The sequence below is a fragment of the Arsenicibacter sp. R0_47 genome (assembly GCF_057652235.1).
In genome coordinates, this window is the sequence record NZ_JBYFCJ010000029.1 from 46,922 (window position 1) to 60,793 (window position 13,872).

The 13,872-nt window shown below is 52.9% G+C and carries 9 protein-coding genes; 6 read left to right on the forward strand and 3 right to left on the reverse strand.

All coding sequences use genetic code 11. The annotated features are described in order from the left end of the window. Window positions 1-66: 66 nt before the first annotated feature. Genes AC23NW_RS29545 through AC23NW_RS29555 form a run of 3 tightly spaced genes read left to right on the forward strand, consistent with a single transcriptional unit; the run spans window position 67 to window position 5,783 of the window. Window positions 67-3,624, forward strand: coding sequence for a sensor histidine kinase (locus tag AC23NW_RS29545; protein ID WP_487454116.1), 3,558 nt, complete (start codon window positions 67-69; stop codon window positions 3,622-3,624). 41 nt (window positions 3,625-3,665) lie between these two features. Next, window positions 3,666-4,562: a sensor histidine kinase gene (locus tag AC23NW_RS29550; protein WP_487454118.1), complete on the forward strand. Its 897-nt coding sequence runs from the start codon at window positions 3,666-3,668 to the stop codon at window positions 4,560-4,562. A gap of 48 nt (window positions 4,563-4,610) precedes the next feature. Then, entirely contained in the window at window positions 4,611-5,783 is a 1,173-nt protein-coding gene (locus AC23NW_RS29555) for a PP2C family protein-serine/threonine phosphatase (RefSeq protein WP_487454120.1), read from the forward strand. Window positions 5,784-5,839: 56 nt separating this feature from the next. On the opposite strand, the gene AC23NW_RS29560 is transcribed toward AC23NW_RS29555, so the two are convergent. Next, window positions 5,840-6,379 (reverse strand): DUF502 domain-containing protein, encoded by a 540-nt coding sequence (locus tag AC23NW_RS29560; protein ID WP_293843378.1) that lies wholly within the window; start codon window positions 6,377-6,379, stop codon window positions 5,840-5,842. Window positions 6,380-6,463: 84 nt separating this feature from the next. Between AC23NW_RS29560 and AC23NW_RS29565 the strand changes: the two genes are divergently transcribed. From AC23NW_RS29565 to AC23NW_RS29575, 3 genes are all read left to right on the forward strand, one after another. Further along, window positions 6,464-7,531: an Ldh family oxidoreductase gene (locus AC23NW_RS29565; protein ID WP_487454159.1), complete on the forward strand. Its 1,068-nt coding sequence runs from the start codon at window positions 6,464-6,466 to the stop codon at window positions 7,529-7,531. A gap of 306 nt (window positions 7,532-7,837) precedes the next feature. After that, on the forward strand, window positions 7,838-9,292 hold the full coding sequence (locus AC23NW_RS29570) for a circularly permuted type 2 ATP-grasp protein (RefSeq protein WP_293843398.1): 1,455 nt from the start codon (window positions 7,838-7,840) through the stop codon (window positions 9,290-9,292). Window positions 9,293-9,440: 148 nt separating this feature from the next. Then, a complete protein-coding gene (locus tag AC23NW_RS29575) occupies window positions 9,441-10,136 on the forward strand; it encodes a CPBP family glutamic-type intramembrane protease (protein WP_487454122.1) in 696 nt (231 codons plus the stop codon). A gap of 116 nt (window positions 10,137-10,252) precedes the next feature. Here the strand turns inward: AC23NW_RS29575 and AC23NW_RS29580 are convergent, their stop codons facing one another. Together AC23NW_RS29580 and AC23NW_RS29585 are read right to left on the reverse strand one after the other, a co-directional pair. Beyond that, entirely contained in the window at window positions 10,253-12,589 is a 2,337-nt protein-coding gene (locus AC23NW_RS29580) for a hypothetical protein (protein WP_487454124.1), read from the reverse strand. 17 nt (window positions 12,590-12,606) lie between these two features. Beyond that, window positions 12,607-13,842, reverse strand: coding sequence for a DegT/DnrJ/EryC1/StrS family aminotransferase (locus AC23NW_RS29585; protein ID WP_487454126.1), 1,236 nt, complete (start codon window positions 13,840-13,842; stop codon window positions 12,607-12,609). Between the last annotated feature and the right edge of the window lie 30 nt (window positions 13,843-13,872).

Sequence of the window (13,872 nt, forward strand, 5' to 3'; positions counted from 1 at the left end):
TATTCTCCGAAAACATACAAAGCACATACGCAGAATTTTGCCGTGACACAGGATAACCGCGGACTGATGTACTTCGGAAATTTCGCGGGTATTCTGGAATATGACGGCCAAAACTGGCAGCTTATTCCAACCCGGATGCGCGTAACATCATTGTTACGGACCACCGGCAACAAACTGTTTGCCGTAACCGACACGGAGGTAGGGGTTGTTGATGCCGGCCCGCAGGGTGAGCCCGTTTTTACACCACTTATTACGTTCAAAGAAAAGCACACGCAGTTTCAGCACAAACTAGTTGAATCACATGGCACAATCTATACCTTTTCCCAACACACGGTATACGCCTGTCAGCCTGCCACTAAACGCGTCCGGAGCTGGGAAACCCAACTGAACATCCAGACTGCCTTTGCCTCAGATCAGGCGCTTTTTGTCGTAACACGCGAGAATAACCTGCTCAGATTCAGCGATGGCCTGTTTTCGCCGGTTTCAGGAGCAGCTCCTGCGCCGGATAAAATAGCAGCGGTTCTCCCCCTTGGGCATGAGGAACATCTGGTGGTTACCCGCAATGCCGGCTTGTATAAACTCAAAGGCAGCACGCTGACGCCGTACATTCAGCAGAAACAATTTGTTAGCCTGACGCGGGCTATTCAGGCGACCGGCGACCGCTTCGTATTATGGTCGGAAGAGAACGGCTTGCTGACGATTGACCGGTTCGGCAAGATCGTCACACAGGCCAATAGTACCGCTCAGATCAATCATGAACCGGTTAACGATATGTTCCGGGACAACGCCGGCAATCTCTGGCTGGCGCTCGACAACGGCATTGCGCTGATCAATACGGCTTCGCCGCTGACATTCATTGACGCCTCCCGCAAAGGTATTGTCAACGACATGGTCCGGTATAACGGTCACTTGTTTGTGGCGGCGACAAAAGGCCTTTTTCTGGCTCAGGATGCCATGCTGAAACCGGTGATTCAGGCGGGTTGCTGGGGACTGGGAGTCGGGCAGGATGCCCTCTACGTGGCAACCGGAAGCGGAATTTATAAAATTCAGGGACTTGCAGTCAGCAAACTGTCGGGTGACTTTTCCTTTGCGGTCAAGCCCTCAGCCGTTTACCCCGGAACCATCTATGTAGGCGCCGAAAACAGTTTCCAGATTCTCCGCGACGGTGTTCACCGCGACGGCATTCACCGCGACGGTATTCACCGCGACAACAAACCGGTGGGTGCTGAGAAAATTGCGGTTCCGGATAATATCGTATCGGTCGTGGAAGAACCTTCGGGTTTACTCTGGCTGCAAAGTCTGTCGCACGGCCTGTATACCTATGATCCGGTCACCCGTGCGCTTACCAATTACAGCAGCAAGGCAGGCCTCGGAACGGACTATGGTAATCAGCTCTGGCTAAGCGGTAACGATCTTATTGCCTATAACGCCAACGGCCTCTTCCGGTTCAATCCATCCGACAAACGGTTTATTCCCTTTTCGACCGGTGTCTTCGGCTCGGCTACTGAAAAATGGTTCAGCCGGATTAGTGCCGAAGCCAACGGCAATCTGTGGACCCTCAGCGGTGATGAACGGCAGATTAGTTTATTCAAAAAAGAAGGCGCTGCCTATACCATTATCCGTAAGCCTTTTTCGCCGGTAAATACCATGAATATCCGGACAATTTATCCGGACGGACCGGCTTCTGTCTGGTTCGGCGGAATTGAGGCACTGATCCATTATGACAGGTCCGGACTGGCAAAGGACTCTATTCCGTTTACAACCCTGATCCGGAAAATTTCGGTTACAGAAGATACGACACGGATTCTTTATAATGGTTTTACGCCGGCGGCTGATCAGGCAAAAAATGCCCTTGTTTTTAAATCAAATTTCAGCGGGTTAACCATCGATTTTTCAGCGCCCACCTATACGCCGAATACCAGTATTCAGTACAGGTATTTTCTGGAAGGGCTAGATGATCGCTGGTCTGACTGGTCAACTCAGGCAACGAAAGAATACAGTAAATTACCCTATGGTTCGTATACATTTCATGTAAAAGCCAGAGATGATTCCGGTAATGAAGGGCAGGAAGCGACATTTTTATTTACGATAAAAACCCCATTTTATTTAACGTGGTGGGCCTATCTGTTATACATGATCAGTGGGCTGATCGTCCTCTTTATTGTTATCAAAAAACGGCTGAACCGGGCTGATTCCGAGCGGCAGCTACTGGAAAATGTTGTAAAGGAACGAACCGAAGAAATTGTTGAACAGAAAGAAACGCTGGAGCGGCAGTCGGAGGAACTGTCAGTTAAGAACGATCAGCTCGAAAAAATCGACGTCATTATTCAGGCAGTGAATGCCGAACTCGATTCCGGCAATCTGTTCCAGACCATTCTGAGCCGGTTTACCGTTATCCGGAACATGGACAGCGCCACCGTGCTGATCGTTGACCAGGAATCGGGCATGTTCCGCTTCAAGGCCCTGCGCGGCAGCCGCGAACTGGCTTATGTCGCAGACGTACAGATTACACCGGAGCAGGCACAAAAACGCTATATCGACGGTGCAGAGGAGGTATTTGACGACATCTACGTTAAAAACCACCCCGACTTTGAGCCGCTGGGTAACGCCGTAGATGATCTGGTTACGCCTAAATCACTGCTCACAATTGCCATCGTCAATGAGCAGCGGACCGAAGGCTTTATCACCCTCGAAAACAACATCCGCCCCTTTGCCTTCGACCAGCGGGACCTTACGATGATCAGGCACTTAAAGGAACACCTGATTGCGGCCTACATCAAAACCCGCCTCCTGGAAAATCTGGAGATTACGCTGAAAAACCTGAACAACGCACAGGACGAACTCATCCGTCAGGAGAAACTCGCTTCCGTCGGGCAATTGACAAAAGGCATTGTAGACCGCATCCTGAACCCGATCAATTACGTCACAAATTTCTCGGAATCGTCTGATGCCGTTCTGGAGGAAATGATCGGTAATGTCGAAACCAATTCGACCGGTTTATCCGAAGAGCAGCTGGAGGATTTATTATTTGAGCTGAATATGCTCAAAAATAATTCCAGAAAAATCATCGAACACGGTAACAGTACAACCCGTATTCTGAAAGACATGCAGAAACTGCTGACCGAAAAATCAACTGATTTTATTGAAACCGAATTTAATCACTTCATTGAAAATAAAGTAAAAGCCACTTTTACGCAATTAAAAACAGAATATAATGGCCTGCCGGTAAACCTTGTTCTGAATACAGCCCGGCAAACAACGCATGTCAACATTCTGCCGCACGAACTGTCGCAGGCTGTCAGCAATATTATTAATAACTCATTCTATACGCTCGCGGAGAAAAACAAATCCGTAAAGGAATTTACGCCTGAAATTACGGTATCAACCCGGACCGATGAGCAGTATGTCTATATTTCTATCCGCGATAACGGCAAAGGAATTCCCCCGCGCGATTTAGAGCGTTTATTCAGCCCTTTTTTCACCACAAAACCTACTTCGAAAGGCACGGGTCTCGGCCTGTTTATGACAAAAGACATTATTCAGATTCATAAGGGAAAAATTAATATTCAATCAAAAGAAGGTGAGTTCACGGAAATCTACATGGCCCTGCCGGTAATCTCCTGAAAACAGGCTGAAGCAGCGTTTTGACTTTTAACGTTATTGCTATGGAACCCCCAAAACAAAACACAAATACCGGGAACGATGGTACGGTTATATCCACGCAAACCCTGACCGAACAACAAGCAGAGATGGACAGCATGCGGGAGCGGGTCCAGGAGCTTGATCGTTTAGCGTCGATCGGTCAGCTGACGGCCGGTATCCTGCATGAAATCAAGAATCCGCTGAATTTCATCAATAACTACGCGCAGATTTCCGTTGAGCTGGCCGAAGAGGCCGAACGGATTGTCAACGAACTCCACGACACGCCAGGCGCTGACGAAAAGGAGGAACTGGCCATGCTTGTCGGCCGGCTGCATTCCAACGTTAGCCGGATTGAGGAGAACGGCGCCCGGGCGCAGCGGATTATTCAGGGCATGCTGGCACAGGTGCGGGCCGACGAAACCCATTTTGAGTCGATCAGCCTGAACACCCTGGTTGAAGAGTTTTCGAAACTCGCCTATCAGGGGGTGCGCGCAGGAGATACTGAATTCAATGTGTCGTTTGTGTTCCGCTTCGATCCGGAAGTCGGCAAGGTACACATCGCTCCGTACGAATTTAACCGTGTGATTCTGAACCTCGTACTGAATGCCTGTTATGCGGTCAATGAACGCCGCAAACGCGAAGGCAAGGGGTTTAAACCCACCCTCACCATTGGCACAGAACGGACACCTGAACTGATCTGTGTTAAAATCCGCGATAACGGCGACGGCATCCCGGACGACATCCGGAAAAAGCTCTTTACGCCGTTTTTCACCACCAAACCCGTCGGCAAAGGCACCGGCCTCGGCCTTACCCTCAGCCGTGACATTATCCGGCAGCTCCACCATGGTGACCTGCTGCTGGAAACCGTTCCGGGTGAGTACACGGAGTTTACCATTACACTCCCCATTCAACCGAAATAAAAAGCAACTTACTTAACTGTTAAGTCAAACAACTAAAAATTACCCGACATGGCTATCAAGATACTCAGTGTAGATGATGAAGAAGACATGGAAATGCTGATTGAGCAGCGCTTCTGGAAACAGATCCGTGACAGGAAATTTCAGTTCATTTATGCCCGTAACGGACTGGAAGCCCTCGATATGCTCGATTCACACAACGACATTCAGCTGATTTTGTCCGACATTAACATGCCGGAAATGGACGGCCTGACGTTTCTGACAGAGCTGAACACCCGCAGTCAGCCAAACCTGAAAACGGTCATGGTTTCGGCACACGGCGACATGGACAACATCCGGACGGCGATGAACCGGGGTGCCTTCGACTTCGTCACAAAACCCATCAATTTTAAGGATCTGGAGATAACGATCAATAAAACCGTTGATCATGTGGAAATGCTGCTCCGGACCCAGAAGGAACACGACCAGCTGGTGTCGATCCAGAACGACCTGACCATCGCGCAGGATATTCAGCAATCGATGCTGCCGAAGATTTTTCCGCCCTTCCCCCACCGCACTGACTTTGACCTGCACGGTTTTCTAAAGGCGGCCAAACACGTGGGCGGTGACCTGTTCGACTATTTCCTGATCGACGAAAACCAGTTGTTTTTCATCATCGGCGACGTGTCGGACAAAGGCGTACCGGCCTCGTTGTTCATGGCGATTACCAAAGCGCTCTTCAACAGTCATTTCACGAATCCTAACTGCGGTACGATCTGCGATGAGGTTAACCGCATCAATACCTTCCTGAGCCGCGAAAACGACGCCATGATGTTTGTCACGGCTTTTGTCGGCATTCTGAACCTGAAAACGGGCGAAGTAGAATATATTGATGCCGGCCACGAACCACCGCTTATTCTGCGGAAAGGCAGCGAGGTTGAGATTATGAAGAAAAAAGGCGGGCTTGCCCTCTGCATCGACGGAAGTTTCGCCTACACATCGGCTACGTTTCAGCTTCAGCCGGGTGATGCGTTGTTTCTGTATACCGACGGCGTGCCCGACGCTAATAACCTGACCGGCGAACGCTTCGGGATTCAGCGCGTCCGCGACCTGCTTAAGCCGGTTGCCGATACGGCTACGCCGCAGCAGATCAATAAGCTGGTGCTCGACAGCCTGCAAACCTTTATCGGTGAAGCTCCTCAGTTTGATGACATTACAGCGCTGGCACTCCGGTATTTCGGGTAAAACCGGCGTCAGAAAAGGATACAGGACGTCAGCCGGTTCGCACTGACGTCCTGTTTTCAGGCCGCTACCCCGCCCGAAACGATAAGTTTCATGGCATCGGAGCTGGACATAGACAGTAGCGACACGTTTTCGGCCGGAACGATAAACAGCTCACCGGAAAAGGCATAGGAATGCGGAAAGTAGACCGCCACATGTCCTTTTAACCCGAGGTGGTTCAGATCAGCCTGCGTAATAAAACCCAGTTTTTTCAGCTCTGACTGCCGGTTTACCACGACCAGAACCGGCTGGTTGAACTTCTTTTTATCACCGACGAAAGCCGAAATCAGATCCTTCAGTGAAAAATAAATCAGCCGCACAAGGGGCATGTGCTTTATGGACCCTTCGAAGAGGTTCAGCACAGAGTTCGGAATAACCGTCGACACCAGTACTCCCACGCCCAGAATAATCCCGAAAACAATCAGTAAACCAATACCCGGAATCTGCGTGGGTACTAATCCGTCAACCCAGATAAAAATACTGTAGAGAACCCAGATGGTTAATCCAATAGGGGCAACAGCCAGGAGTCCCCGGCCAAAATAGGTAAGAAACCGACTCATAGTGGCGGCAAGTGAATGGATGATCAGCAGTAAACATAACCTCAAACAAGCAACTAAAATTCATTTTTGTGGTATTTTGCCGCCATGATTCAGGCAAATAACCTCCGAAATTTCACCGAACAGGTCTTCTTGGCCATTGGCTGTCCGGATGCCGATGCACGGCTGGCCGCCGATGTTTTAATCAGCGCTGATCTGCGCGGTGTCGATTCCCACGGTGTGGCCCGGCTGCCGGGCTATGTGCGTTTATACGATCACGGCCGCCTAAACCCGACGCCGGACATCCGCATCGTGCACGAGTCCCCCTCGACTGCCGTGATCGACGGCGACCGCGGGCTGGGCCTTGTGGTCGGGCCGTGGGCCATGCAGGTGGCCATCGAAAAAGCCCGGCTGGCCGGTACCGGCTGGGTGGCGGTCCGGAACTCCAATCACTTCGGCATTGCCGGTTACCATGCGATGCTGGCCGCTGAACACGACATGATCGGTCAGGCCATGACCCATGCCGCCCCGCTGGTGGCGCCTACCTTCTCCCTCGATAAACTCCTGGGCACAAACCCAATCGCCGTGGCGATTCCGGCCATGACCGAACCGCCGTTCCTGGCCGATTTTGCCTCGACAGCCGTAGCATACGGGAAGCTGGAGATCTTGCAGCGCAAGGGACAACCCGCCCCGCTCGGCTGGGCCCAGGATGCCGATGGCCAGCCCACCACCGATTCCAATGCGGTCCGTAACGGCGGGGCGCTGCTGCCGCTGGGCTCCGACCGTGAGCATGGGAGTCACAAAGGCTACGGGCTCGGGGCTATCGTGGATATTTTCTCCGGTGTGCTGTCAGGCGCCAATTACGGCCCGTGGGTTCCACCGTTTGCGACTGCCGGTTTTATGTCGGCCAGCGAAGGTGTCGGGATCGGCACCGGTCATTTTTTCGGCGCCATGCGCATTGACGCCTTCCGGCCGGCCGATGAATTCAAACAGCACATGGATACGTGGATTCAGCGGTTCCGCAGCGCGAAAGCCGTCGACGGGCAGCGGGTGCTGGTCCCCGGCGATCCGGAACGGGAGATGGAGGCAGAACGCCTCACCAACGGTATACCGGTTCTCGATCCGGTCATCAAAAGCCTGGAAGAGCTGGGCGAACGTTTCGGTATAACGCTATAGGGTATAATTATTGCAACCGGCAACAACCCGATATTCCCGCGTCAGCGATTCGTGCCGTAGGTACGAAACAGGCACATGGATGTAATCTTGCTGCATGGCAGGTCCCGAAATAGTACCAGACGCACGGAAAACGCAGAAATTTAAAACAGCTTTTACTGCTTCATTGCCAGCACATAAGGTAGGCTGCGGACATAGGACAGAAAAATCGTTTTAAAGAAAATTTCACAAAATTCATTTTTCTCCATATATTGTTCCGAAAAAACCGACCGTATGATACAGTTTCAATCGCAGGGCAGCGGTTTTACCATGCAAAACCAGGGCCAGACCAACAAGAATTTTTCCTTCTCGGACTATTTAACAGAAGGCTTCTATGACGAGATGTTTGACGCGACCGGGCAAGTTCGTGCAGGGTATGAAGTATTTCGCCAGCGGTGTGAAACGTTAACGCCCGAGGAATTGCTCCGCCGGCAGCAGGCCGCCGAACGGGCACTGATGGCCATGGGCATTACGTTCAATGTCTATTCTGAAGGCGAAGGCACGGAGCGGATTATGCCGATCGACATCATTCCCCGCGTCGTCGATGCCATGGAGTGGAATCAGCTGGAACGCGGCCTGATTCAGCGGATAAAGGCACTCAACCTGTTCATCCACGACGTTTATAACGCACAGAATATTCTGAATGACGGCGTAGTACCCCGTGATCTGATCGAGTCGAGTAAGTGCTTTCTAAAGCCGTGTATCGGCCTGAAACCACCGAAGGACATCTGGTGTCACATTACCGGAACGGACCTGATCCGTGGCGACGACGGGCAATGGATGGTGCTGGAAGATAACCTGCGGTGTCCGTCCGGCGTATCGTACATGCTGGAAAACAGAGAATTAAGCAAACAGACATTCCCTGAGTCACTGGCCCGTACGGGCGTACGTCCGGTATCCGATTACCCGACGCGCCTGCTGCAGATGCTCACCCATATCGCCGACCGGCCAAACCCTACGGTGGTGGTTCTGACACCGGGAATTTATAACTCCGCCTACTTCGAACATTCGTACCTGGCCCAGCAGATGGGGGTCGAACTGGTCGATGCCCGTGACCTTGTGGTATCGGGCGGCTATGTGAAGATGCGGACCACGAAAGGCTTTCAGATTGTCGACGTTATTTACCGGCGTCTCGATGATACGTTCCTTGATCCGCAGGTCTTCAATCCGGACTCGCTTCTGGGTGTGCCGGGTATTTTTGATGTGTTCAAAAAAGGCCGTGTTGCGCTCGCCAATGCGCCGGGCACCGGTGTGGCCGACGACAAGGTCATCTATGCCTACGTGCCACGGATTATTAAATATTACCTGGGCGAAGAACCGATCATCCAGAACGTCAGAACCTACATCTGCGGTGAGGAAGAAGACTGCCAGTATGTGCTCGATAACATTGAGCAGCTCGTTGTCAAAGAAGCCAACGAAGCCGGTGGTTACGGGATGCTGATCGGCCCGAAAGCGTCGAAGGAAGACCACGAACTGTTCCGGCAGAAAATAAAGGAAAACCCGCGTAACTATATTGCCCAGCCAACGATTTCGCTTTCCCGTGTGCCTTGTCTGGTCGGGGAACATGCCGAAGGCCGCCACGTTGATTTGCGCCCGTATATCCTGTACGGCGAAGATATCAACGTAATTCCCGGTGGCCTGACCCGTGTTGCTCTCCGCAAAGGCTCGCTGGTGGTGAACTCATCGCAAGGCGGCGGCGGCAAAGATACCTGGGTGCTCTATTAAGATTAAATACCCCCTGTTACCCCTAAATCTGTTCACTACGTTACTTTTTATCGTTTGTAACAGGAGGCTGCCCGTAACCAGGCAGCCTCTTTTTTAGGTTCATAACCGCCTGCTATCAGCGAAAGAAAGCATGGCCCCCAAACCAATCATGAAAAATTCTGCTTATCTGCCCATCATTACCTTTTCCGTTTTAGCATTCCTGTTTAGTTACACACTAAGCAAGCTACCATTCCCTTCCCCTTCCGGTATCGACCTGCGCGACATTGCCTGTGGATTCGGCCCGCTCCTGAGCGGTCACCTCTGCTACCTGTTCTTCAAAACACCGACCACTTATTCTGTCGACGGAAAACAACCATTATTGGCCTGGGGAATTGTGCTGACGGCAACCCTCACGTTTGTGTTGACCAGCACCGGGCAACCGTTGACCGCCAGCCTGCGCTATGCCGGTCTGCAACTGCTGTATTGCTTTGGCGAGGAATTTGGCTGGCGGCATTATCTGCAAAGTGCTACCCGGCAGCTAAACAGCTGGCTTCAGGCCTTTGTCATCGGTACCGTCTGGTTTATCTGGCATTACTCATGGCTGGATAACCCCGTTAAGGCGATGTTGGGCCAGTCGGCCAATGCGCCCTTACCCATTATGCTGCTCATCACGGTTGTAGTCCTGTCGCTGTTCTCTGCCTTTGCCGGTCAGATTATGCGCCGGACGAATGCCTTGCTGCTGCCGGTCCTGCTGCACTTCAGCATCAAGACAAATTCAGCCACATTAGCAGTTAGTGTGGTGCTGATTGTGCTGGCCATGATGAATTGGGATAAACTCGCAGCCCGTTTTCAGAAAGGCAGGTAAGTGTGGGAAGTTTGTTTAACGTCTCAAAATAATAGTATACCACATAAGCACATAGAAAAACAAAGATTCCTTGTCTCTTCTGTGCCCTATGTATCTATGTGGTATATTTTTTTGTGTTATCGTTTCAGCAGCCAGACATCTGAAATGCGGGATTGCTTCCGCCAGTTCAGATGCGATTCTTCCGGCTCATCGAACGTGACCGACAACTGACCGTCCATCGTCAAACTGAGCGGCACGATCCACTCCTTGAACGTTTCGGCTTCGCGGTTGTAAACGACTGGCTCCAGCCGCTTGCCGTCGACCCGTAACAGGGCCTCCCCGTATCCGGCCACGCGGATGACATACCGCGCGCCAGGCTCCAGATTGGTGTAGGTCAGGGCCGGTGCCCGCTGAAACAACTGCGACGATAACCGTGCCCGGCTACTGCCATTGTCCCACCACGCAACGTCGGTGGCATCATCAGAAACCGTCGTTACGCGGGGCCCCTTACTGACATTCGATACATCGTCATAATAGCTGCCCTGTCCGGGATTTTCCCAGCCTGCCAGTACCTTTACCCGTTCCAGCTGCGCCGCTTTCGTGGGCAGACTCTTCAGCTTGCCGCACTCATCGGTCAGCCACCAGCGGTTATTGAGCGGATAATCCACAAAATCGAGCAGTGCGCCCCGTTCGTAGCCTTTGGCTTTGTATTTCGGCACACTCGTCTGCAGGCCGATCGAAGCGTATAAATCCGCACAAAGTGCGTCAATCTTCGCCCGTATATCCGGCGAAACCGGTGCTTTATCGGCCCGGTTAATCACGTCCAGCGCTTTCGTTACCGCATCGTCAATTGTTGATTCAGTCGCACCGGCGAGGATCGCATTAGCTTCCTGCTCCAGTTTCTGCTCGTACAGCTGCCGCCGGCGCGTGTACACATCGTAATTGGCCCGCAACAGACACAGCTGCCACCGCCAGTTCCCTGCCAGCTTCGGCTGACCGGCCTCCAGCGCCTTCCAGAAGGCATACGTCGCTTCGACTCCACCATTTTGGGCCAGCGGGCCTTTCCAGTTCTGTTCCAGGGCCAGCATTCCGCCTGCCGCCTGTCCGGCCACTGTCGGATTAAAGAAAAACCGGCTGTATTCGGTCAGGATTTCGGTTACGTCTTTTGCCGGCTCAAACGCCCGCATGCTCCAGATTACTTTGTTCACATCGTCGTGGCAACCATCCGAATAAGCCAGAAACCCATCCGTAAACGGCCCGAACGTGCCTTGAATCCGCGCCGACGCAAACGGCCTCGGGTTGGCCGGCTCCCGGCCCAGTGTCAGCGCATAGGCCTGATCCCAGTGCTCAACCGGAAATTCGCAGCGGACAGTATGCGTAATGTCCGGGTACTGCCGGTGGCCGTATTGTTTCGGCAACCGGTACCGCGTTTCGGCCATCGGCGGACTACTCGGCCCTGATACGACACCGGCAAACCAGGCAGGCTTCTGTTGATCGAGATAGCGGTAGAAGTAATCGACCTGCTCTACACTAAAGCCCTGCAACGACAGCCAGACTTTTGCCTTCGGGTGGTACTTCACCAGCCGGTCGTGCAGGTCTTTCAGAAATGGCATTACCTCGCGCGGGTGGTTATCGCCGGGATCACCGCCAGGCACAAAAATATGGTCAAGGCGCGGGCACTGCCGGTAAAAGCTTTCGTGCATGTCCAGTTCGGCTTTCCGTTTCGCCGCGTCATGCAGCTCAAACGTGACCGGTGTCCAGACCCAGTAGTCCATATCGTACTGCCGGCAAATGTCACTCATCTTAATGCGCATCTCCGCCGCCGGTATTTTAAAGTGGACGCTCGGGTTTTCATCTTCATGAAACGGGATCCCTTCTACAGAATTCGATCCGAAAATAGCCAGATCGCGGATATACTGCTCAAACTGCGCCACCGTCCAGGCATCGTACGAATTGGCGGTGGTCCGGTAGCCAAGCTGATGCCCCCGGATCGGATAAGCCGGCGACAGCGCGACATCCGCCGCGTCGGGCAACCGGAGCTGTGTGGCATCCATCTGCAACTGCCGCAGCAGCCAGCCCGCCCCGAACAATATGCCCCGTGCGTCGGCCCCGATTATCCAGACGGTTGTATTACCCCCCTGCTGCCCGGTAACTACCCGGAAGCCTTCCGGTTTGCGTTCGGCCACCTCACCTGTCCGTACCGGCACATCAACACCGTACAGAGCCGCGTCGGTTGACAACGCCAGCGCAATGACTACCCCGCCTGTTTTCGGCCACATTTCGGCCTGTTTAAGCGTTGTGGCCGTACGTTTTGCTATTTCTTCACGAAGCATACGCGGTGCCGTTTCGCGCATCGGCTGCGGAATCGACGGCGATACAAGCAATACAGCCTTTTGCAGATTGACCGGTCCGGCCAATAGTATCTGAAGGCTGCACAAGGCAACCCCGATTGCACTAATCAGAAATCTCTTCATTGTTGTTTTTTCGTAAGTCAGACTGCCCGTACAGCCCGCTGAATTTTCCGGATGGCTCCGGCAAACAGTTCCATATCTTCGCTGGTCCCCAGCATGGCGTGTTGCAGAATCCAGACACCCTCCTCCCGGCACGCCCGTTCGGCTACCTCACAATACACCTCGCTATAGTCTGCCGTTTCGGGCAAGGCATAACACATAAAGGTTTTGTTCTGAAATAACGGTTGCCGGTAAAGCGGGTGCGGATACCCGCGGAAGCAGGGCACCCCTTCGGCCGCCAGCCGCTCCACAAACTCAACTTTAGACAGCCCGCCCCCGAATGCCGCTGCATCATACCGGAAAATATAGAGGTGATAACAGTGCAGGGTTTCGCCGTGGCCGCGCGTCAGGGGCGTAATACCTTCGACATCAGCCAGTAATTCATTCAGGTACAAGCCATTTTCATTGCGGGTCTGCGTCTGCTCCTCCAGCCGTTTCAGCTGTTCGGTCAGCAGAACGGCCTGCATCTGCGTGATGCGGTAGTTGCAGCCGGGATTATAGTGGTCATACCATTGCCCGCCCTCGATACGGCCAACGTTGCGGAGCGAATGCATCAGCCGGTACAGTTCCTCATCGTCCGTTACAACGATGCCGCCCTCACCGCTTGTCAGGTTTTTCGAAGACTGAAAGCTAAAGCTGCCGACATCGCCGATGGAGCCGAGCTTGCGCCCCTTGTATTCAGCGCCGTGGGCATGCGCGGCATCCTCAATGACGCGGAGATTATGCCGGCGGGCGATGTCCATGATGGCCTCCATATCACAGGCCTGACCGGCAAAATGCACCGGAATAATCGCTTTAGTCCGTTCGGTAATGGCGGCTTCAATGGCCTTAGGGTCAATGTTGTAGGTATCCGGATCAATGTCCACAAACACCGGAACACAGTTGGCTTCCACCACCGTTGAGGCCGTAGCGATAAACGTATACGGCGGAACAATCACCTCATCGCCGGGCCTGACACCGCAGGCGATCAGGGCCAGTCGCAGGGATACCGAGCCATTGACACAGGTGATGGCGTATTTGCTGCCACAATAAGCCGCAAAGGCTTTTTCGAACGCTTCGACCTCATCCAGACAGTCAGGATTGCCCCACTTGCCGGAGCGTACAACGGCAGCAACGGCATTCACTTCCCGCTCATCAAATACGGGCCAGGGAAAGGACCTGGTCACGGTCGGCTGACCACCGTCAAAAGCCAGCATATCTATTGTAGATGCATTCATGTTCCGGAAATGTTAACTACCCGTAATACG